This is a genomic window from Chryseobacterium sp. BLS98 (assembly GCF_001045445.1).
Lineage (GTDB): Bacteria > Bacteroidota > Bacteroidia > Flavobacteriales > Weeksellaceae > Chryseobacterium.
Genome location: NZ_LFNF01000002.1, coordinates 131,334 through 154,159 on the forward strand (window position 1 = coordinate 131,334; position 22,826 = coordinate 154,159).

General features: G+C 38.3%; 23 protein-coding genes. 4 read left to right on the forward strand and 19 right to left on the reverse strand.

The window, feature by feature from the left end; genetic code table 11:
* Positions 1-14: 14 nt before the first annotated feature.
* The 19 genes from ACM40_RS05580 to ACM40_RS05670 form a co-directional block, all read right to left on the reverse strand.
* Positions 15-398 carry a bleomycin resistance protein gene (locus ACM40_RS05580; RefSeq protein ID WP_048501856.1) on the reverse strand — a complete coding sequence of 128 codons (384 nt, stop codon included), beginning with the start codon at positions 396-398 and terminating at the stop codon, positions 15-17.
* Positions 395-904 (reverse strand): GNAT family N-acetyltransferase, encoded by a 510-nt coding sequence (locus ACM40_RS05585; RefSeq protein ID WP_048501857.1) that lies wholly within the window; start codon positions 902-904, stop codon positions 395-397. Before ACM40_RS05585 ends, ACM40_RS05580 begins: the two co-directional genes overlap by 4 nt.
* Positions 905-909: 5 nt before the next feature.
* On the reverse strand, positions 910-1,335 hold the full coding sequence (locus tag ACM40_RS05590) for an SRPBCC family protein (RefSeq protein WP_048501858.1): 426 nt from the start codon (positions 1,333-1,335) through the stop codon (positions 910-912).
* Positions 1,336-1,362: 27 nt separating this feature from the next.
* Positions 1,363-1,977 (reverse strand): hypothetical protein, encoded by a 615-nt coding sequence (locus ACM40_RS05595; protein ID WP_048501859.1) that lies wholly within the window; start codon positions 1,975-1,977, stop codon positions 1,363-1,365.
* Positions 1,978-1,994: 17 nt separating this feature from the next.
* Complete coding sequence (locus ACM40_RS05600; RefSeq protein ID WP_048501860.1) at positions 1,995-3,608, reverse strand: Na+/H+ antiporter; 1,614 nt, start codon at positions 3,606-3,608, stop codon at positions 1,995-1,997.
* Between the two features lie 77 nt (positions 3,609-3,685).
* Complete coding sequence (locus tag ACM40_RS05605; protein ID WP_048501861.1) at positions 3,686-4,690, reverse strand: bestrophin family protein; 1,005 nt, start codon at positions 4,688-4,690, stop codon at positions 3,686-3,688.
* A gap of 89 nt (positions 4,691-4,779) precedes the next feature.
* Positions 4,780-5,457, reverse strand: a complete 678-nt coding sequence (locus ACM40_RS05610; protein WP_048501862.1) for a DUF2490 domain-containing protein — start codon at positions 5,455-5,457, stop codon at positions 4,780-4,782.
* A 109-nt stretch (positions 5,458-5,566) separates the two neighbouring features.
* The gene (locus tag ACM40_RS05615) at positions 5,567-5,959 is read right to left on the reverse strand and encodes a DUF1398 domain-containing protein (RefSeq protein WP_048501863.1); all 393 of its coding nucleotides are present in this window, start codon (positions 5,957-5,959) and stop codon (positions 5,567-5,569) included.
* A 137-nt stretch (positions 5,960-6,096) separates the two neighbouring features.
* Positions 6,097-6,546, reverse strand: coding sequence for a VOC family protein (locus ACM40_RS05620; RefSeq protein ID WP_048501864.1), 450 nt, complete (start codon positions 6,544-6,546; stop codon positions 6,097-6,099).
* A 40-nt stretch (positions 6,547-6,586) separates the two neighbouring features.
* Positions 6,587-7,129 carry an SRPBCC family protein gene (locus tag ACM40_RS05625; RefSeq protein WP_048502837.1) on the reverse strand — a complete coding sequence of 181 codons (543 nt, stop codon included), beginning with the start codon at positions 7,127-7,129 and terminating at the stop codon, positions 6,587-6,589.
* Between the two features lie 10 nt (positions 7,130-7,139).
* A complete protein-coding gene (locus ACM40_RS05630) occupies positions 7,140-7,511 on the reverse strand; it encodes a VOC family protein (RefSeq protein ID WP_048501865.1) in 372 nt (123 codons plus the stop codon).
* Positions 7,512-7,517: 6 nt separating this feature from the next.
* Positions 7,518-7,913, reverse strand: coding sequence for a hypothetical protein (locus ACM40_RS05635; RefSeq protein WP_048501866.1), 396 nt, complete (start codon positions 7,911-7,913; stop codon positions 7,518-7,520).
* A 2-nt stretch (positions 7,914-7,915) separates the two neighbouring features.
* Positions 7,916-8,386: a hypothetical protein gene (locus tag ACM40_RS05640; protein WP_048501867.1), complete on the reverse strand. Its 471-nt coding sequence runs from the start codon at positions 8,384-8,386 to the stop codon at positions 7,916-7,918.
* Between the two features lie 11 nt (positions 8,387-8,397).
* Positions 8,398-8,853, reverse strand: coding sequence for a DUF1569 domain-containing protein (locus ACM40_RS05645; RefSeq protein WP_048501868.1), 456 nt, complete (start codon positions 8,851-8,853; stop codon positions 8,398-8,400).
* 264 nt (positions 8,854-9,117) lie between these two features.
* Complete coding sequence (locus ACM40_RS05650; protein ID WP_048501869.1) at positions 9,118-10,308, reverse strand: ABC transporter permease; 1,191 nt, start codon at positions 10,306-10,308, stop codon at positions 9,118-9,120.
* Positions 10,309-10,310: 2 nt separating this feature from the next.
* Positions 10,311-11,267: an HlyD family secretion protein gene (locus tag ACM40_RS05655; protein WP_048502838.1), complete on the reverse strand. Its 957-nt coding sequence runs from the start codon at positions 11,265-11,267 to the stop codon at positions 10,311-10,313.
* 17 nt (positions 11,268-11,284) lie between these two features.
* Positions 11,285-12,694: a TolC family protein gene (locus ACM40_RS05660; RefSeq protein WP_048501870.1), complete on the reverse strand. Its 1,410-nt coding sequence runs from the start codon at positions 12,692-12,694 to the stop codon at positions 11,285-11,287.
* A 456-nt stretch (positions 12,695-13,150) separates the two neighbouring features.
* The gene (eco, locus tag ACM40_RS05665) at positions 13,151-13,639 is read right to left on the reverse strand and encodes a serine protease inhibitor ecotin (protein ID WP_048501871.1); all 489 of its coding nucleotides are present in this window, start codon (positions 13,637-13,639) and stop codon (positions 13,151-13,153) included.
* Positions 13,640-13,852: 213 nt separating this feature from the next.
* A complete protein-coding gene (locus ACM40_RS05670; protein ID WP_048501872.1) occupies positions 13,853-19,729 on the reverse strand; it encodes an alpha-2-macroglobulin family protein in 5,877 nt (1,958 codons plus the stop codon).
* A gap of 78 nt (positions 19,730-19,807) precedes the next feature.
* On the opposite strand from ACM40_RS05670, the gene ACM40_RS05675 reads away from it, so the two are divergent.
* From ACM40_RS05675 to ACM40_RS05690, 4 genes are read left to right on the forward strand one after another with little or no spacing between them, the layout of a single operon-like run.
* The gene (locus ACM40_RS05675; RefSeq protein WP_316932867.1) at positions 19,808-20,503 is read left to right on the forward strand and encodes a hypothetical protein; all 696 of its coding nucleotides are present in this window, start codon (positions 19,808-19,810) and stop codon (positions 20,501-20,503) included.
* Between the two features lie 3 nt (positions 20,504-20,506).
* Positions 20,507-21,610 (forward strand): DNA replication/repair protein RecF, encoded by a 1,104-nt coding sequence (recF, locus tag ACM40_RS05680; RefSeq protein ID WP_048501874.1) that lies wholly within the window; start codon positions 20,507-20,509, stop codon positions 21,608-21,610.
* A 20-nt stretch (positions 21,611-21,630) separates the two neighbouring features.
* Entirely contained in the window at positions 21,631-22,248 is a 618-nt protein-coding gene (locus ACM40_RS05685) for a hypothetical protein (protein WP_131705333.1), read from the forward strand.
* Positions 22,245-22,541 (forward strand): hypothetical protein, encoded by a 297-nt coding sequence (locus ACM40_RS05690; RefSeq protein WP_048501876.1) that lies wholly within the window; start codon positions 22,245-22,247, stop codon positions 22,539-22,541. Before ACM40_RS05685 ends, ACM40_RS05690 begins: the two co-directional genes overlap by 4 nt.
* Positions 22,542-22,826 lie beyond the last annotated feature (285 nt).

Genomic DNA, 22,826 nt, shown 5'->3' on the forward strand with positions numbered 1-22,826 from the left:
AAAAATAGCAAATTTTATTCCGTATTGCCAATATTATCAACAGGCTGTCCAAATTGAAGTATATAACCGTTGTTATCGTATACTGCAAATTCCCTCATATCCCAGTCAAAAGTCTCAATTTCATAACAGATTTTGGCTTTTGTTTTCAAGTCTTCCCAAAGATCATCAACATCATCAACATTGAAATAAAATGAGCCCGTAAAGCCTATTCCCTCTTTTTTTTCATGGGCATTCGGCTGGGAAAGCATGATCTGTATGTCATCTTTGCGAATTGAGGCCCACTGCCAGTCATCATTTCTTCCCATTAAGGTAAATCCCAGAATCCGGGTATAAAATCCTATGGTCTCGTCTATATTTTCAGTCCAGAGTACGGGACGAAGCGCTGTAAATGTTGTCATCGCTGAAGGGATTGAAATGTATTTTTATTAATTTTCATATTAATGGAAAGCCATAATTCGTTGTCGATGCTGACTTCACTCAGGACATCCGGATCAATTTCAAAACCTACTTTTTTATAGCATTCAATAGCTCCGGTATTCCAGTCGTAGACATTCAGCTCGGCTGTTTCTCTGTCAAACTGGCTGAAACCATATTGCAGAAGATTCTGTACAATTTTTTTTCCGTAACCTTTTCCCCGGTTATTTTCGTCCCAGATCAGGATTCTTCCCAGCAGAAAAGTATTATCTTTCAAAAAAATCTGGGCATGGCCAATCACTTTTTGTTCCGTCTCATCAAAAACCCTGAACATGAATCTGTTTTCGTTTTCCAGATCAATTTCCAGCTGTTCTTTTGTCAGGGGAAAATGATAGGCAGGACCGGCAAACTGAAGAAGCATTCTTTTGTCCTTTATTGTAGAGATCAATTCAAAACTATCTTCTATGGTAAAAGGCAGCAGCTGTATCATATGATTTATTTTTCCAGATAGTTTTTCAAGCTTTGTCCGATAATTCCATTCCAGCCTTCGGTAAAGCTTTTCCTTGAAAAGTTTTCGCCCAAGCTATCAAATCCTTCAATATGATCATGAGTCAATGTTACCAGCGTTCCGGTGTCCTCTTTCTGAAGCTCCCAAGTGACGGTAGTTACAGCATCCGAAAATTCGGGATACGACCAGGTATGTTTTAATTTTTTGTTAGGAACAATTTCCAGAATATGGCACTGGTGATGGTATTTCTTAGCTTCACCCGGCTCATAGAAATTAAATTCTTTTCCAGTTTCCAACACAAAATCCCGGATATCAAAATACCAGGATTTCATTTCGCTTTTATCGGTCAATGCGCTCCAGACTTTTTCTACCTGAGCATTTATTTTGTACTGAACGGTGATTGGTGTATTCATGTTTTCAATTTTTTTAATTAAAAATATTTAAATACTTAAATTCAATTTTTCTAATACATCCTTTTTTTCCATTTTCAAACGTTCAGATAATTCTGAAATCAATTCATCTGAAAATTCTACTTTAACATCGCCTCCACCAAACCTTTCCTGATGCAATTTAAAACTCTTAACAGCTTCTTCCAAAGGCTCAGTATCTATATCAACGATACAACTTTTTATTCCTAAAAAATCTTTCACAAATAAGCTTACTCCTGTTTCAATTGTTTTAAGATCAATTTCTTCGTCAGGATGCCAGATGTCTATGAAACGAGGTTTTACCCCTTTCCCGTTTTTCGGAGCATCATAATTCACTTCCTGAAAATCTTCATCATCTGACTCATCATAGTAGAACCAATAATGGCAAATATGATCAGATATATATTTCTGAACTGCATCAGAAAATTCTTTTTCATCCTCTTTATCCAGCAAATCATTTAAAGCATTTCTCAAATAACATTTTGTATTTAAGCAAACTGCCCCAATTCTCTCACCAGATTCATAAAACAGTTCCAGATCTTCCCATCCCGCTTTATCACAAAGCCCATAAATACCCCACCATAAGTTGGAAGATTCTGTTTTTACAATAATTTTCTTTGCATCCATTTGTTTTAAATTACAACCTATCCATGGGAGAATCCGGTGATCTTCGCTTCATCAAAATCCAGCTGCATTTCAATGGTTCTCATAACATGGTCGTCAAAAATTTTCTCCCTTTTCATCCGATGCAGCTCATTTCTCTGGGCCTGGATGATCTGACGGAGCACATCTTTATTTTCATTGATCGCATTGACGTAATCTCCTGTGGAAGCCATACATTGGGCTTTATCGGCCATCAGCATCATTTCTGTTTCCAGTTTATGCTTCTGATGACGTACTAAAGTATTCTTCTCTGCCAGATCCGAAAAGTCATTTTCCATTTTATGCAGAGCTGTTTCTTTAAGTTTGCGCATCAGGATCACTTCCTGTTTTTCTTCAGGCAATTCACTTCCGGCATCGTCTATTTTCAGCCATTTTAAGATCGGAGTCAGAAGAAGTCCCTGTCCTACCAAGGTGATCAATATGATGACGAAAGTTACGAATAAAATGATATTACGGTGCGGAAAAGCTTCTCCATTGGGTAAAAAAGCAGGAATTGAAAGTGCTGCAGCCAATGAAACCACTCCTCTCATTGCTGCAAAACTGATAATGAAAGGTTCCCGCCAGTCGGGTTTTGGAACTTTTAACCTTAATTCTTTTGAGCAAAGTCTTGGGAAATACATCACTGCATAGCTGTACAATATTCTTGTAAAAATAATAGCACCACCAATCACAACACTATAAAAGATACCTTCTGAAATGGTGTAATCTTTCATCGCAGCAACCACTACAGGAAGCTCCAGTCCGATAAGGATAAATATGATCGTATTCATCAGGAATATCAGGACACTCCATACATTTCCGGACTGTATCCTTGAGGTATGGCTCAGGTAGCAGTGGGAATTATATGACATCAAAAGTCCTCCGGCAACTACCGCCAGCACTCCTGAAAAATGGAAGTGCTCTGCTCCTACATACATGATATACGGAACAATGAGTGTAATGACAGTATCAATATTGGAATTGGAAGGGATAATTCTTAAAAGAGCACCAAACAGAAGCCCTACAGCCACCCCTATAGCTACTCCGCCTACAGCCATCATAAAGAAATCCTGAACAGCATCCCTCCATATAAACTGACCTGAAATAACAGCTGCCAAAGCGAATTTAAATACAATTAAACTGGAAGCATCATTGATGAGACTTTCGCCTTCCAGGATACTGGTAATCTTTTTAGGGATTTTCATATGTTTCAATACGGAAGTAGCTGCTACTGCATCAGGCGGAGAATTCACCCCTCCAAGCAGAAAACCCATAGCAACGGTAAGCCCCGGAATAATAGAAGACGACAGGTAAGCTACTACCACTGAGGTTAAAAATACAAGCCCGAAAGCCATCGAAAAGATCTGCTTTCTCCATTTGTGAAAATCCTGCCATGAAGTGAACCAGGCGGCTTCAAAAAGGATCGGGGGAAGGAAGATCAGGAATACAAGATCCGGTTCTATTTCAATATGCGGCATTCCCGGGATCAGGCTGATCAGAAGACCGGCAATCACAAGGAAGATAGGGTAAGCTACTTTCAGCTTCTGTCCTATCATCACCAATATCATTACAGATAAAAGAACTGCAATGGATATGATAACATAACTGTGAATCATTTTGATTTGTTTTTTAGTTGTTGGGTTGGGTTAAACTTAAAAGGTGTTAACATTCAGATGAACTGAACCTTTTACTTTTAAAGTACAATATTGTTCTTTGGAGTAATGGCTGGCGGAAGATCGGCTTCATCCAGCATATCTCTCATATCAATCTCTATGGTACGGCTGATCTGGGTGATCGGCACATCGTTCGGACTTCCTTCAAAAGGGTTTACCGAAGCTTCACCCACACTGTCCAGGGTATGAAAACACCAGGTCACCATCAGTGAAAACGGAATATTGAACCAGATGGTCCAGCCTTCCAGAATAGTTCCTTCACCTAATTTATCCAGCTCTTTCAATAATCCAAAGGGCACGAAAAGGATAAACAGCAGTAAAAGATAGGTGGTAATCGATGAAAAATTTCTCGGGTAAGGAAAGTTTTTGATCCTTTCTGCCTTTCCCTGATCGTCTGTAAATTTTACCAGCTGCTGATTGATCTGCGTCCACTGAAAATCATTGATATCGCCTCTGGCATAGGCTTCGGACAGCTCTTTACTCTGGCTGGCCATTAACTGTGTTGCCCTGTTTTTTTTACTTAAAATATAATGAAGCTCAGTCTCTGAAAGATACTTTTTAAGCTCATCATCCAATTTGGTCAATCTTTCCGGGATATCATATTTTTCAGCATACTCATCATACTGGGCGGTTCCCATGTTTTCCCAGGCTCTTGGCTCTCTCAGCTGAAAACGAAGTGCGGTAAGCCATGCATAATGACGGAGAAACATTTCTTTTACTTTTCCCGGATCTTTTGCAGAAAGAGAATCTCTCAGCACATACCCGAAACTGCGGCTGTCGTTGATGATAGCTCCATAGATCTGCCTGGCTTCCCAAAGCCTGCTGTAGCTGGCATTGTTTTTAAAACCAACAATAAAAGCAACTGCAGTTCCTAAAATGGCAATGGGCTGCCAGGGAACGGAAAGAAATTTCCAGCCTAAAAAGTACAATACAGTGGGTATTGCCGACAATATGGTTAGAACATAGATACTTCGTCTTGTCCAGGTGGCGAACTCAAGCGCCCCAAATCTTTTCCCTGAATGCATAAGTGTTATTATTTTTGGTCTGTTGATTCTATTATCTAAATTAACAGTTTTTCTTCATCAAGGCATCCATCCGGCAAGGACTGTCAATATTAATTTTTATTAAAAGGGATGTTATTATAAAAGCCTATCTGGATCTGCCCCCGGTTTCTGTTTTCCTGGATCTGGTTCATATAACCGGCTTCCATCCTCATGTTTTTATTGATGACATATCCTAAGGCTCCATATACCCTATTCCTGTCGAAAACCGGGCTGTCAAAATGCAGGAAAATCTCATTATACACTGAAGCATAAAATGATTTCGGAAGCATTTTTTTTGGGGTAATCGGGATATTCAGTCCGATCATATAACGGAATCTCATCCTGAAATCGTCCTGAAGAAAACGTTCTTCCAGGCGGTATCTGTGCTGCAGATTAAAACGTCCGAACTTTTGTTTGGTAATAAACTGCTGGAAAATCCTGTGTTCAATATTCTCCTTTTTTTCACCGTTTACATAAGGTCTGCTTAAAATAAAACCATATCCCAGCAAGACATTATTGTTATTTTCAGTCAGGTCATAACCGATTCCTGTACGGAGCAATAGCTGTTCGAGGTCTCCAATGGCATCAAAATTCCGGTACTGGATTTCGTTGTGCCAGTTCAGCTTTTTACTGATTTTGTTGTTTCCGAAATACATATACCACGCTCCCAGATCGTTTTTCTGCGCTAATGCCGTCACGGAACCCAGAATTAATACTGTAAATGCCAGCTTCGTTAAAATCTTTTTCATCTTATTTCAATTACTATTATCTATCGCACACAACAAAATTAATAATTTAAATCAATAATAGCAAGCAATATTAAATGAGTATTGTTGAAGATTTTTGCTGAATATTTAACTAGCCTGGAATCTGCTCTACCAGAATATCATTTCCTTTTGTGTCGAAATAGGTACAGGTCATGGCATTCAAATCCATCTTCCAGCCATTCACCCCACTGTCTGCACAGTCACTGCAGAATGTAGGGTAATCTGTTCCGCCTTGCTGATGAAGCTTTAGTCTTGTCTTAAACTGTTCAAGGTTCAGGTCTTCTGTAACACTAAGGTTATCATATTTTTTTCCTGAAATTATAGACTGATGATCTGCATCAAAATACTGCGTATTTCCGTCAGCGACATATACTGTATATTTTGATACTCCTAAATTCTTTATCCCCTGGATGTATTCAGGAAAATCTGCCCCGCTTTTCACTTTCTGATGCTCTGCTTTGATTTGTTCGATTGTAAATTTCATCTTTGTTTATTTTTTATAAAAATTCAAGTTTATACCTGAATTCAAATTAAATTTTTTTAGAGTACAAATGAGTCATAAAATAAAAACCGGCAGACATTCCCACCGGTTAATTGTAACTATTTACTGAAATATAAATTCTAAGGATGTTGCTGCATTTTCGCAGGATCGTCATAATTTACCATCCAGTTGATCCCGAATTTATCGGTAAACATTCCGAAATAAGCACCCCAGAAAGTATCTGCCATAGGCATGGTTACCTGTCCGCCGGCAGAAAGACCATTGAATAATTTTTCCGCCTCTTCTTTAGATTCCGCATTTACAGAAATAGAGAAATTGTTTCCTGCCTTGTAGTTGGAAGCCCATTCTCCGCCTGTATCGCTTCCCATTAAAACGGTTTCTTTTGAAATAGGAAGAGAAACATGCATAATCTTGTCTTTATCTTCTTCAGAGATTTCTTTGCCGTCCATTGGAGGCATTTCCCCAAAAGTTCCGATGTAAGGATATTCTCCTCCGAAAACTGATTTATAAAAGTCGAATGCTTCTTTGCAGTTTCCATTAAATGTTAAATAAACGTTTACTGATGCCATGATTGTTTTTTTAATATTAGTTAAGTTTTAATGAGTTTGTTTAAGGTTTTTCAGACAGTTCTTTTAGTCTGGAAAGTCCTTTCTGGTAATCTTTTCCAATAGCATCTTCCATATTCATAAACAGTTTCATTACCGTGAAGGGATAAGGTATCTTTGATGTGAATCCCCAGGTTGCCTTACTTCCGCTGCCTTCGGGAACAATTTTCACATAAGCATTGGCCTCGCTTTCATAGGGTGTTAAAAATTTAATTTCCGTATCGATTCTTTTACCGGCAGCATCTATTTTTTTTACCTGCTGACAGCCTTTTCCGGCTGCATCTTTCTGACTGTCCCAGCAAACTCTTTCACCAGGCTGTCCGGTTGTTCCGGACCAGTCTTTTTTCATTCCGGGATCCAGGTCGTTCCATGGGCTCCACTGGTCCATAGCTTTTAGTGTATTGGTCTGCTGCCATACTTTTTCCACCGGTGCATTGATTGTTATTGATTTTTCGTAGGCGCAATCTCCTGAGACAAAAGCAGCGATAACCATCCATAAAATGAGGATAGAAGCCAGGACAAGGATAATTCTTTTTAAAATTTTCATAATTTGGGTTTTATCTGTGTTGATCAATTAATATCATATTTCCATCCGGGTCTTTCAGGAAAATGTGTTCCGGTCCTGAAGTGGTTTCATCTGCTGTTTTATCAAGCTCCACTCCGTTTTCCTTTAAATGCTTCTGAATATCGCGTACATCATCAAAAGATTCAAGATTCTGGGCATTTTCATCCCATCCCGGATTGAAGGTAAGCATGTTTCCATCGAACATAGCCTGAAACAGACCGATCAGAGTACTACCATTCTTCATGATCAGATAGTTCTGTTCTATATTTCCGCCCATAGCGGAAAACCCGAGTTTCTCGTAAAAACCCTTAGATTTCTGAAGATCTTTTACACTTAAACTGATTGAGAATACTCCTAATTTCATATGTGTTTATTTTTTAAAGGCTAATGTACTTCCTGCAAACACTAATCCCCACACCAAAATCCCTAAGATCCAGAACCAAACCGGAGTAGGCAGAGAAAACATCATATAGATCGTTATAAGCAGGAAAATAACTCCACAAACTGCTGCAGAGGCATGCTTTCCGTTGTTGGCAACTTTTGATGCTATAAATCCTGAAACGAAAGCAGCTAGTGCATATCCGATGATGACAAAGAAAAGTGCCATAAACGGAGCCTGGGCAACATATTCTTTCATTGCCGCCATATCCCCGCTTCCAACTGCTGCAGGAGGTGGATACAGTTGATGCCCTATTTTCTCAACGAGGGTAATGCAGATGATCCCTGCAATGAGCCCCGCAGGAACAGCCAATATACGTCTTAACATGGTTACTGATTTTTTAAACGGGTCTTGAAGTCCAGCGTTCCGTCATAACTTTTCCAGTCACCAATAAACTCTATGTACTGGCCTTCTATTTTTTCAGTTTTCTTATTCCATCGGAAGGTATAGACAAATTTACCTTTAAAAATACCGGAATGTTTTCCTTTGGGTTCTTCCGCCAGTTCATAATCCCCGAATACGATCCCTTTTCTTTTGGCATCTTTGTATTTCGTGATTGTTATTTTACCTTCGTATTTTGCATAGTTGTCATCTACAAGAGAATAGCCGGAAATAAAGTATTCCTGGTCATTTTTTTTATTCTGTTCGGAGATATTGACTTTCAGCTTAAGCTGTTGTCCCTTATCACCTATTGTCCCGGTGTAAGGTTTGCTGTTATTCAGCCAGACATTGGAAATATCCGGCATTTGCCCCCATGCAAAATTGCATGTAAGAATGAGGATCCATAAAAGTTTTTTCATAGTGTGTGATTTTAAACGCCAAATTGGGAAAGGTGATGGTTCAGATGTTTTGCAAACATATTATTCCATTCCTGGGAATTCAGTTTACCAAAAGAAAATGATTCTTTACCATCAAAAGCCTCAGGACCCAACTGTTGTGTTTTCTGGATAAAACCGATCAGCCTTTTCTTTTCTTCCTCAAAGTTTTTTCTTCCGGAAATCAGAAACTGCGGAGCTGTAGGGGAATCTCTCGGATATGCTTTTTCACCAACCACTTTGGGTTTTACAAATGTTTTTAAAATAAATTTTGCAATGGCTCCCGGTTTTTTATGCTTTTCAGGTTCATATACCATTTCATAGGACACGCTGCAATGCGCAAGCATCTGGTCAACCGTCATCTTGCCCCATAAACCGTGGGTATCTTCCACTAATTTATTGATCCTGTCAATATAGTTTTGGGCATCTTTTGCATCAAATACATTTTCCATAATATGTCTAATTATCTGAAAGCAAATATATCAGTTTTTTCTTTTGAATTAAACAGGGCAATGAAAAAAGTGATGACGTGTTTGGAGTGGCGGGTTACGTGTACGAACTGCGAGTTTTGAGTTGTGGGATGCAATTTCAGGATACGCGTTGAACGATCAGTAAAATTTGTTGTTTAAACTGTCCTCAACTCTAATACTCTAATACTCTAATACTCTAATACTCTAATACTCTAATACTCTAATACTCTAATACTCTAATCCCTTCTACTCTACAACTTTCTCTCCTACTTCAGAGGCTTTATTTCTAAAAATAAACCAGAGTTTAATCTTTAAAGCAATCCACCCAATAACAGCATATAGGATAAGCAAGATGCTTAAGTGTCTTAAGTAAGGATAGGTAAGTTCAACAGAGCCTTTCTGGATCAGTAGAATTTTAAAGGCCTGCAGAAAAGGAGTCAGGGGAATAATATTGGCAATAAACTGGACGAAAGCAGGCATGGCGCTTAACGGCCAGGTAAACCCGCTGATAATAAATGCCGGTGACGCAATAACCATTAAAATCTGGGTAGCCTTCAACGCATCCGGGATGAGAATACTGACAAACACACCCAAAAATGATGCAGAACCCACAAATACTGCTGTAAGCAAAATAAAATTGAATACACCTTCCGGCATCGGAACCCTGAAGATCATATGCATAAAGTAATACACACTGACGATAAGTATGGAAAATACCCAGATCGGAATCACCTTGATGAGCATAGTCGGGAAGGCCCATTTTTTCATCTTCGCATATTCTTTCACAAAAGACCCTCTTTCGAATTCGGCGGCAAAACTCACTGCCATTGCAAGGAGAATCACCTGCTGCAGAACTACGGCCAGCATTGCAGGCCACATGAAGATAAGATAGTTTCCTGTAGTGTTGAAAAGGGTGATATAATTTGCTTTAAAGGGTTCATACTGTGTAGCGGCCTTTGTTGCAGGCATCCCAGCTTTCTGTAAGGCTTTGATGGACGCTCCGGCTGAGAATGTTCCTATGGTAAGTTGTAGTGCTTTGGAGGCAAAATTGGCAGTAAGGACGTTTCCGGTATTGATGTACACATTGAGTTCGGGATATTTTTTCTGAAGCATTTCCGCTTCAAACCTGGACGGAATAATAACTACCGCGGCAGCTTCGTGCCGGATAACCTCATCTTTTATACTTAACGGTTCCTGAGCATATTTAATAATGCTGATGCTTTTATTGTCATCCAGCATATCCGTCAGCTGGCTTGACAAAGGGGTATTATCCCTGTCGATTACCAAAACAGGAGTGTTTTCTACTTTTCCGCTTTTATATACAAAACCTAGCAAGGTGGCATAGAATACCGGGGCCAGAAAAAAAACGGTCCTTAAGGTAGAATTGCCGATAAAAAGCTTGAATTCTCGTTTTAAAAGGCGGAAAAATTCTTTCATAATTATTTCAGGATAACATTAGCGTTGACCAATATATTTTTAGCCTTATTCATGTCTGACGGTTTTACTTTGATCTCATAAACCGCATCCTGCAGCTGATAATCAGGGTAGGCAGTGGTAATATCCGCATATCTTGTAAGCTGTTTGATATAAACGATCGTTCCGGTTAGCGTTTCTTTATTGTAAACTACCTGCATATTGACTTCCTGTCCTTTTTTATATTTTGAAATGGCACTTTCGGGAACCGTAAATCTGAAATAGGTACTTTCGGGAATATAACCGTTGAATAAGGCAAAACCAGCCGTAGCCAGCTCACCTGTATTCAGGCTGATGGTTTCTATTTCCATGTCATTGGTGGCAATAATATATCTTTCGGAATAGGCTACATTGGCTTCCTGAAGAGCGCCTTTAGCCTGAGAAGCTTGCCCTGCCGCCATTTCCACTTTTTCGAAGCGCGTTCCTCTTTTTACATCATCCAGTTCAGCCACTACCGCATCATACTGTGCTTTTGCTCCCTGAAGCTTGGCATAAACCTCATCATAGGCCTGCGGGGACATTAAACTGTCGCGGTACATATTGTTGGCTCTTTTAAAAGATTTCTGCGCAAATTCATACTGCTCTTTCAGACCTTTATATTTGGCATTAAGCTGCCTCAGCTGATCTGCCGTAGCTCCGTTCTTAGCCATCTGTTCCTGGGCCGTTGCAGCACTCACTGCGCCCTGGGCCTGTGCAATCTTTGCCGAAACTTCAGGTACATCCAGTAATGCCAGCGTATCTCCTTTTTTCACGGTCTGGCCTTCGGTTACGTATATTTTTAAGATCCTTCCGGTTACCTTGGGTGCAAAAGAAATCACCTCTTTTTTGGTTTTGCCTTCGGAATCATTAAGGTTTTCTTTTTTTTCACTGCAGCTCCCTACTAGAAAAAGAACAGCAAAGACTATGAATATATTTTTATGCATCATTTTAATGGTAAGGATTAGTAAAGTTTAGTAATGTCAAGTTCCTGAGTCGATCTCATGAGCTCTATTCCAGCTCTTCTCTGGTTAAAAAGAGCGTTCTGGTATTCCAGCTCAGCTAATTCCAGGTCGTTTTCAGCATCAATGAGCTGTGAGGATTTGCTCATGCCATATCTGAATTCTTTTTCAGCCTGAACCAGGGCATTTTTAGCAAGCTCTTTTTCTTTGGCTTTTAAAGCAATCTGAGCAGTGGCTATATCATAATTGGTCTGGTTATTTGCCAGATTTAAAGTTAATTTTTTAAGGGCATCTTCTTTTTTGTTCTGAAGGACTTCCTTTCCTACTTTTGCAGTTTCTTCCGCATGTTTTCCTTCTTTTCCGTCAAAGATCTCCCATTTAAAACCAACACCGGCCGTCAATAAGGGAAGAATGTTAATGTTGGTCGGTTTCCAGTCTAGTTTTGCGCCTTCATAGCCCAACGCCGGCACTGCGGGGATTACATTTTCCGAAGTTTTGACACGGCTTCCGTAAAGCCCGATATAATAGGCCGATGCCATCAGCTGTACTTTGGGAATCATCCAGGTTCTCTCAGCTTTAATTTTGTAATCTGCAGCTGTTATTCCATGTTCTAATGCCCGCACCTCAGCTCTTTCTTCTATTCCTTTTTGTGAGGATAAAAGTTCTACCGGCGAAAGTACGGGATCGATCATTCTGAGCCGTTCCTTACTGATTCCTGTCAGGATATAAAGCTGGGTGAGGAGAAGTTCTTTTTTTCCTTCATATTCTACCATTTTAGCATCAAGAGTAGCCTGTGCGAGTTCTATTTTTTTATGGTCATATGGAGTAATCAGGCCGTAACCTAAAGCTTTGTCTGCCGTTTTCCTGTTGATATCGAGTCTTTTTTTGCTTTCATCAAGTACTTTTTTAGACTGATGGATAAGAGCCAGCTGATCATATGCTTTGGAAATATTGGCTACTACGTCATCTTTTGTTTTTTCAAGGAGAATATCTTCGGAGATTTTCTTTTCCTCATTGGCTTTTTTCAGGTACTTTACTTTACCACCAGAATAGAGAAGCATTTTGGCATCTGCTTTGGCAATTCCTGAAAACCCGGAAACATTAAGATTGTTGTTAAAACTTCCCTGGGGAATATTGATAAAAGGGGCCAGATTAATTTCCGGTGACGTCAGCCTTGCGGTTGCATTCAGATATCCAACCTGTCCGCTTACTTCCAGCGTGGGAAGAAAGATGTCTTTCAGCTTATGTTCATCGAGGTCTGTAAGTTTGTTTTGGGTCACCTGCATTTTGAGATCGGAATCCCGGACCATAGCACTGTCTAAAAGTTCTTTAAAGTCCGGCGCAGACTGTGCCCGGCAGAAAGCAGGGAAAGCCAAAAAACTAAACGCAAAAATCAATAAATTGTTTTTCATGGTTTATGTTTATAACAAATATAATGCAAAAATCTGTTAAATCCACGAAGATAATTCATCAATATGGTGAATTTAAATTAAGTTTAAAAAGTGTTTAGTTTTAATCCTCTATTTGTGACAAGGATAACCCATCTGTTTAAGGTTAATTTGAGTATCGTTTTAAATGAAAAAAAATTAAATTATTGTGTATTCATCATTGTTTACGAAATGTATTATACCATAATTTAAACCATTAAGAGTGGTGACGTTTTTAAGGTTAATCAATGATTTTTAAGTAGGACAATGATTAATTATGTTTCCAAAAAGGTCTGCGTCATCTTAATGCTTTAAAGAGAGAGATGAGATTTGATGGCTTAATAGTTAAATACTTTCATATCTTAATGATTTCAATGCTTTATAAAACAACAACTCCCCACAAAATGTGAGGAGTTGTTATTCAAAATTGTATCGTTCCGGTTATCTCTGAACCGCTGATTTCATTTTAGCATCAGGACGTAAAACTCTGTAACGTACTTCAAGATCTTTCGGTACATAGAATACCAAAGGAAGTTTGCTGTTGTATCTTACGATCTCCGGCTTAAGGGTTACAAATTTTTTGGTCTTCTTCTGATCCGGGCACGCCATCAATGTACCTCCCGCTTCACCATTGGATTCTACTTCATAATAATTGTAGCCCCAACCCTGAAGATCCTGGGTTTTTATGTCTCCCATCAGGAAATATTTGTTGCAATCCAGCATTTTTTCAGCCCCTACAAAAAACTCAACTTTTAAATCGTTTTCATTTTTTGCAACAGGCAGCTGAATGTATACCTGCTTGAATCCTTCTTTTGCTTTAGGGAACATTTCAATCTGTAATTTTTCAAATTTTTCTGCTTTCTTTTGAGCGAAAGCATTTACTCCTGCCAACATTACCAATCCTGTAATTAACGTCTTTGAAAATTTCATTTTGTTTTTTTTAAAATTTCTGTTGTACTTTCAAAAACTGTTCCAAAATTAAACAAATGTTTAGTTTCATGAATAATAATTCTCCATCCGGATACTAATCTTCCTCTGAAATCTGTAAATAACAGAAAATTATACAGACCCCATTTAACTGAAAACAGAGCAAAAAAAACTGCAGTAACCTCTTACTGTAGTTTTTTTGTTTTACTTTATAAATTACTCTGAAATCGTCACATTGGTGCCTTTTGTATGCGCATTCATCTGTGGTGCATAGTAATTCTGCATCGTTGTGATACCGTTGGAGAACTTACCGGCCGCATTGGAAACAAGATCATATTCAAAGACATATTTTCCTTTCGGCATGTACTGAATATAGAAATTAGTCGATGCATCCTTAGTAGACTGGTAATAGCCAAGGCTGTTTTTCCACTGGTAGCCGGATAATGCATCCAGCGGTTCAAAACCTGCGGCACGCATATCTTTGAGGTGAATGAATTCCATAGCCCTGTCTGTATTCAGGATCATTCTTACGGTTACTTTATCTCCTACTTTCAACGGTGTGTCGGACGAGATTTTCTGAAGCTCTTCGCCATTTACCGTTTTCACTTTTTTGTAAAGCTCTTTGGTGATGGAGATGTAGTTTTCGGAAGATTTTATTTTATCAAGATCTTCATAATACTGCCAGAACAATCCTCCCTGAACAATTCCCGGGCCTGGTTTGGTAACGGTAACTGTTCCCAGGTTCTTGTCTATAACATCTGTTTTAACTGCTGATTTCACATAGCCGGTAGCCTGAGTTTGCGGTGCCAGTTCTTTTCCGCCCCAAACAATCGTTGCTGTATCGCTTTCAGCACTTGTCCATGATTTCCCTGAATTTAAAATCGTAAAGATTACTTCGGAAGTTCCTCTTGAGCTTCCCCACGAGTTGACTTCTTTCTGGGTAATTAACCAGATCTTCATCTCTTCAATCATTTTCTGGTCATTAGGTTTCAACTTGTTGAATGCTTCCAAAGCACCTGCATGATTCACTACTTTAGATCCGAACCAACCCCAGTCGTTCAGGTTCTGTTTCCAGTAAACGCCCTGAGTTTTTGTATCCGTAGATGTTTCTTTCAGGTAGTTCATTAATTTATCTGAAACATCTTTTAATCCATAATCATTCATCAGTAAAGCAGCACGGTGAAGTCCGAAGAACGTGAAATCTGTGATTTTTGCTGTTTTGGCTTTTTGTTTTACCATGGATTTCAATGATGCTCCTTTTCCTTTTAACGGATATTGGTTTTCCCAGTAGTTTCGGGTATCCAGATAATCTATTGCCCAGTTGGTCCAGACATTTTCTTTCTTCACATCCCAATATTTGTCAATTTCATTATCCACATACTGAACTAATTTTGCTACCAGCTCTTTTTGCTCAGCACTTTGGTAATCTTTTGCACCGTCTTTTAACCACACATTGATTTTTCCTAAGTTTTTAAGAATGTACAATGAGGTTCCGTAAGAACTTGGATAACCCGGGTACCATGAGAATCCTCCGTCAGGGTTCTGAAGCTTTTTAAGATCGTCCCAATCCTGGTTAATTGAATTTTTCATAGTATTGGCATCGAATAACAGAGCCAGTTTCTGCATCTGCTCGCCTTCGTTTTTACTTTCCAATACCCAAGGGGTTTCTTCCAGCAGAAGCTGTTTCAGCTCCTGATTTTTTTCAAGATTTGAATTCAGCAGTCCTTTGTTCTGATACTCTTCAAAAACGGTCTTCATTTTCGGATTAGCCTTGAATACTTCGGAAGCTAAAACATCTGCAAACCATTTGTTGAAGATCACATCAGCAGAACTGTTCTGATCATTTTTCAGACTTGGTAATGCGAACATAATTTCCCAGATCGGATTCGTAGTAAGTTCCAGCGTATTGGAAACATTGGTAATCGTATTGGAATTTGCATTTTTAAGGTTATCCAGAACAAAGGTTTTGGTTTCGCCTTCTTTTACAAATACCGGTACCGCATCTGTCACCAGCATTCTGTTCGGAAGTACGGCAACCGCCTGCTGCTCACCATCGGAATAGGCTCCCGCTTTCGCTACCACCTTTAAAATAATGGAAGAAACGTTATTCGGAACTTTCAGCTTCCAGGTTAATGCGCTGTTTCCTTTTTCATCTATATTAAAATTCTGCGATCCTGCGTTGATCCCAAACTGGGAAGAAATATTTTCATTTGTAAAGGCATCCAGGATCTGAAGCTCTGCGGTACCGCTTAGTTTTTTATCTGTAAGGTTAGATAATTTAGACTGAAGGTTTAGTTCATCCCCTTCTCTCAAGAATCTCGGATAGTTTGGTGTTACAGAGAATTCTTTTTGAGTTACCACCTGTTTTTCCAACACTGCAGCTCTGGCATCTTTGGTGTGGGCCAGGAACATCAGTTTCCATTTCGTTAATGCTTCCGGAGAAGTGAATTCGAAGTTTACATTTCCTTCTGCATCGGTTTTCAGATCGGGATAGAAGAATGCTGTTTCGTTAAGGTTTTGACGTACGGGAACTTTTTCCAGACCTTCTTTTGAAACATCAATTGCAGCTGAGTCAGCTTCTTCGTCCTGAATTCCAGCAGCAACTGCATTTACTTTTTTTGCTTTGTATCCTACTACTGCAACCTCTTCAATATTTGCTTCTCTTGCAACTGCAGAAGGAGCAGGCATTGCTGCATTGCTAACCTGTATTCCCGAAACTCTTCCTCTTAATCCATAACTGTCAAAATCACCATCAAACCAATTAAAATTTGGCAACTCTACATATTTTCCGTTGTAGTACTTTAATCTCTTCTGATAATATTGCTGCTGCAGGTATTGTCTCATATCATAAGACGTCACGATGGAATACGGAATATATAAATTCTGCCAGGCGAAAGTGTTTGCAGCAAACTGATCCAGTGACATATCATACATATTGGCCAGTACTTCTGCGTTTACTTTTTCCTTATCATTTCCTGATACTTTTACCGTCCATTTTTCTTTTGAATTCGGTTCCAGTTTATCTCTGAAGGTAACGGTTTCTATTTTTAAAGGCTGTTCACTGTTTTTTATTTTCAAAGTAACAGATTGAGTCTGCACATCATTGAATGCCGCAATCTGGAATTGGATATTCAATGATGATACACTTTTATCCTTCGGGATATCTACAGTGTATTCAAGAACTCCTTTTTTAAGCTGATGGACTTCCGAAACTGTTTTTCCTGAACCATCCTGAACAAATACATTCACGAGGGCATCCGGAACTGCCGAATATACATATACCTTGGCCTTCTCTCCTCTTGAGAACTCATTTTTCGGTTCAACAACCGTTAGAAAGGTTTTTTGGGAAGGTTTTAAAGATCCTTTATCCCAGATACTGAAATTCTGGGAAGTTTTGATAGTATCTTTTCCTTCAATATTATACAGCTCAAGCTGATAATCACCAGCTTCAAGCTTTCCTAAATCCAGTTCTGCAGATGGTTGCTGAATCTTTTCAGAAACTACTTTTTCTGCTTTCCAGTTTTTGGTTTCATCATTTTTATCGAAAAGGTCATGAGGGAATTTGCTGATAAATTCTTCTTTGGAATATTTGGGAAGGTCCTGAATTTCCTGAGCGAAATTATCCCTGAAAATCCTGTTTGGGGAATTCAGTTTTGACAGTTTAACGCTATATGACTTTTTAAGATCCTGTTCATTATAATTCAGGGTTTCCACTTTCAGCTTCACGTTCTCATCACTGAAGGTATTTTTGATTCCGTCCGCTTTAATATAATGAGAAACGGAAGCTACTTTCAATTGGGTATCTGCAGACTGCGTTTCGCCATTGATATCGGTTACGGAAGCGTTGATTTCATAATTATCAATCTGGATTCCCTCCAGCTTTTCATCTTTTTTAAGATCAAGACGGATGATGAATTCTCCTTTTTCATTGGTTTTAGCTTCGCCAAGGATGGAATTTTCATTGTCGTTATCACGCGGATACCACCAGAAATATCTCCACCTGATGTTGTGCTTTTTAATCTCGTAATTAACGGTCGTATTGCTTAAAGCCACCCCGGAGAACATCATTGCCTTTCCTTTCAGTTCAATGGTCTGTCCGTATTTGTATTCTTCTTTTACAGGGTCGAAGGTGACTTCAAACTTGGGTCTTTTATATTCTTCAACCCTGATGTCTTTCATTCCCTGTGATTCTTCATCGGTTCTTAAGTAAAAAACACCGTTCAGCTGACCTTTCGGAAGAATAAAACTCCCGTGATAGGAACCGAACTCATTCGTTGAAAAGCTCTGAGAAGACACTTCCTGACTGTTAGCATCCAGCAGGGTGATCTTCTGCTTTAAGCCTGAGGTGACAGCTTCGGTTTCTTTATCAATTTTCGTATTGATAACTTTGAAATAAACGGTCTGTCCAGGCCTGTAAATGGCTCTGTCCGTAAAGATCTGAGCTAGGGTACGGGTTTGTTTATTGGGATTGTAGTCTTCTGCATTTCCGCTGTTTCCGTAAACCTGCATAATCTGGAAATCATTGGTTTTCGGCTGGCGGATCAGGAAAGTTCTGTAGTATTCTTTACTGTCTGTGGAAGGGAATTTAAAAACGCCGTTCGCATCCGTTTTACCGTCAATTTTATTTAATGTCTTATTGGTGACAAATTCGTAGAAAGTAAGATTTTCGTCGGATGCAGGCTTCCCGTTTTCACTATTTACAAGCTTCATTACATTGGAAAGCTGGTTTCTATCTGTTTTAGTCTGGTAGATGATTCTGTTCCCTGAAACCAAAAAGTAGAAATTCTGTCTTGTATTGCCATCATTAGCTTCTTCTCCCGTAACGGAATATTCAGCTATATATACGCCCGAGGGAAGAGGTTTAACTTCCAGTGAAGTTTTATGAACCTGATAATCTTTGGAATCTCCAAGCTGGAATGTTTCTTTTCTTACAAGATTTTTCTTAACCTTTCCAAAGGTATTGCTGTAAGAATTCTGTATGTATTGCATTAATGTTGTAAAATCTTCTTTTACTTCATAAATGTTCAGGGAAAATTCCGTCACATTCTTATGGTCTGCTACCAAATGAATGGGGAGATTATTCTGGGTTTGCTGCTCATATTTAATAGTAAGAAACGGATTGGTAATCTGGTTTTCTTTATTTTTTATATTCTCGATGAAGGGAGATTTTGGATATTGTTTTTTTGCCTGATCAGCAATAGCCAAAGCTTCATTTTCTTTCTTTTTAGCTAAAAGCTCACTCATGATATCTTCCATGATGATCACTTTATAATCGCCTTCAGTATTGGTCTTTAAAAGATTTTGCAGTTGTTCGAGCCTGTCTTTGCATTGGTTGTAATTACAGTTTTCCGTCAGCTTTTCTTTCATGAAATAAAGCTTGGGATTTCCACTGTTTTGGGCAATCAGTTCATCAAAAATGGCATTGACCTGTGTTCTGTTCTCAGTTAATTCATTTTTTGTAAAGAGTCCGTTTTCAGAAAGAAAGCTTATCTTTTTTATCGAATACCAGTCATATACAGTCGGGAAATAAGTAATATCCTTTACTTCGGTAAAAATATCTTTATACTTTGCAAGGGAAATTTTCTTCATCGCTTCCTTCTGCTGGTCAAGTTCCTGGTAGTTTTTCTTCAGATAATTTTTAAAATCCAGCTTGCTCCAGGTTTCTATCTGGGAAATATCCTGTGAATTGATATTGGTCCTGCTTTGTATTTCCCATGAATTCTGGTTATAATAATCCATGAAAAACCCATTCAGGAGAACAGCATATATCAGCTTTTCTTCTCCTTTCAGCTGGGCATCCGCCTGCTGGAGCTTTTTAAAAAATTTTGAGACAGAATCATTCTTATCATCATCCTGCGTCTGGTTTACAATACTGAATTCTGCTTTCAGAGAACGGATGAGCTGAATCGCATTATTTTCTTTCATGGCATGGTTTTGTATGTCTAAAATGATGGGAAGATTAGATTTAAAAGCACCTTTCGTACTGTTTTCGGTTACTTTTTTCCACTGGTCGTCGTAGTATTTCTGCGCCGAAACAGCTGAAAAGCTCAGCATTAAAAGCAAAAGCATAAAAATCTTGGAAAATCTTTTCATATATGTTATTTTTGATAAATGAATTTCTTAAAAATACTGAAAAAAACTGTCATTGACAGTCAAATTTATGTCTCAGTTATGGGAACTTTATTTGCAGTATTTTTCATGAAAGAGCAAAACACATTCCGTTTCCCTACCGTACTGCTTATTTTCATCACTTATTTCAGCGGCTACCTTTACACTAAATACCAATATACCAGGCATTTTCTGAAAATACTGGTCCTGAATGCAGTGGCAGGGATTATCTGTGCTTTTCTGATCATTCACAACCATAATGAGATCAGACTTTTGAAATGGTTCATTATTGTAGTTCTGGGACTGCTTTATAACAGTTTTTTCCTGGATGTTTATATCCGGAAGATTCCATTGCTGAAAGTATTTTATGTTGGATTGGTCTGGGCGCTGGTCAACTGCTGGCTTACGCTTCCGGAATTTAGCCTTCCGATATTCATGATCAGTTTCTTCTTTATAACAGCACTGGTCCTGCCTTTCGATATCCGGGATATGGAAAGTGATACGGTACAGACTTTTCCAAAACTGATTGGAGTACAGAATACAAAATACGCTGCCTACCTACTTGTTTTTGTCAGTATGCTCATTGCTGTATTTTATCTTAAACCTGTTTATGATACAGCCTTTTTTTTATCGGGAATCATCACTTTTATTCTGATTTATTTCTCTGAAAATAAAAGAGATGACACTTATTTTTCCTTCTGGGTAGAAACCTGTTCTGCACTTCCTTTTTTATTTTTACTAATAATGGAGTATTTTTGACGAATGATTATCAAAAAGCTTTCCCTTTACAATTTCAAAAACCATTCGGAGAAGAAATTTGAATTCTCCCCGCAGATCAACTGTTTTGTGGGAAACAATGGTGCCGGAAAGACCAATATCCTGGATGCACTGCATTATTTATCCGTAGGAAAAAGCTTTTTAGGCAATACGGATTTTAACAATATCAAAAGAGAAGAAGATTTTTTTACAATTGATGCCGAGATTCTGAACGAAGACAGCGAAGATTTCATTAAAATTTCCCAGCCTAAAGAGGCTAAAAAGATCATTAAAAAGAATGATAAGAGCTATGACAGACTTGCAGACCACATTGGGTATCTGCCAAGCGTGATGATCTCCCCCTATGATTCAAACCTGATCTCGGATTCCGGGGAGAGCAGGAGGAAGTTTCTGGATTCTATGATTTCCCAGACAGATTCAGAATATCTTTTTGACCTGATCCAATATCAGAAAACGGTACAGCAAAGAAATGCACTGTTAAAATATTTCGCTAAAAACAGAACCTGGGATAGAGATTCTCTGGAAATATATGACGCTCCTATAACAAAATTCGGGACCAGTATTTTTGAGAAAAGAAGAAATTTTGTTGAGAAACTGGGACCAATTGTTCAGAATTTTTACAGAATTATTTCCGGAGGAAAAGAGACGGTTTCGGTTTATTATCAGTCTGATTTAAGAGAAGGTTTCGACTCCAATCAGCCTGACAAAGCTTTTCAACAGCTTTTAAAAGAAAGTCTTGAAAGGGACAGAATGCTGACGTATACTTCAAAAGGTATTCACAAAGATGACCTGATTTTTGAAATGGATCATGTGCTGATTAAGAAAATCGGTTCACAGGGACAGCAGAAGTCTTTCCTGATCTCTTTAAAATTAGCACAGATGAGTCTGGTAAAGGAATTAACAAAAAAGACTCCTATTCTTTTGCTGGATGATATTTTTGATAAATTAGACGATATAAGGGTTTCGCAACTGATCGAACTGGTTAACCAGGAAAGTTTCGGACAGATTTTTATTACGGATACGCACCGGGAGCGCACGGAAAGTGTGGTGAAGAAGATTAACGAGGAAAGTATAATTTTTGAATTATGATTAAAAATATCACTTGCCTTATGATTTTGCTGTTATTTTCTTTATCATTCGGACAGAAAAGAAAAGCACCGCCTCCTCCAAATGAGACAGGGAACAGTTTCATTAAAAAAGATTTCAAACCCAAACCGTTTACTCAAAGCATCAAAAACTATCCTTTTAAAAAGACTTCAAAAATAAAATTGATATCTTACAATCTGGATTTTAAGAGAGAACCTGTAGATACACCTCCGCCCCCTGGTGACTCTTTGGCAATATGGAAATACAAAAACAGAAAGAAACCTGTTCGTTTAGAAACTATTCTTGCGACCGAAAATCTGAATGGCATTCAACAGCAAAAGAGTCTAAGTCTTCTGGAGATCCAGCAATTAGTTAATATTATGCATAATACATGCAGCAAATATTTTGCAGGACTGTTTTCAGAATCAGGATGTTATTTTCCCAGAAATGCTGTATTGTTTTATGATGAAAATGATAAAATCTTCGCTTATCTTGAACTATGCTTTGAATGCGACGGAAATAAGCAGGAACCTAAGACTCTGTTCGAGGAAGATTTTTATTGTGAGGATATATACAGACAGCTGGAAATTTTTTTTAATACAGCAGGAATCAAAACCCAATATTTAGAGGAAAAGAAATGAAAAGGAATAAAAAACGTGAATTCCAATCCTCAGAACTTGTAAAATCTTTTGCAAGGATTTATGGTTTTGAGGATAAACTGATTGCTTTTGAAATCAAGGATTTTCTTGAAGACTATTTGGATGAAAGTCTTTTCAGTGAGATCAGAAGCGTCAATATTGAAAACAAATGTATAATCATTAAGATTGATTCTCCTTTACTTAAGCATGATTTTCAGATGCGGAAAAGTTTTTATCTTAAAAAATTTCAGGATCAGTTTGGTGAGGATCAGTTTAATGATATTCGTATTGTATAGATTATTAAAAAATCAACAGAAATACAGAACTTTCAGATTAAATTAATACATTTGGATACTAAACAAATAAATCACGTTACTATGAAAAAGTCAATCAAGAAATTAAACAGAGAGAACCTAAAACAAATTATGGGTTCCGGAGTAAGAATATGCTGTCAAACAGTTTGTGCCACCGGCGAATGTAATTATTACACCACACTTCCGGCTACTTGTCCCATACTGGAGCCTTGTATATAGGCTAATTTAAATTATAACATTGTTAGATAGCTTGAAAACAGGCAGTAA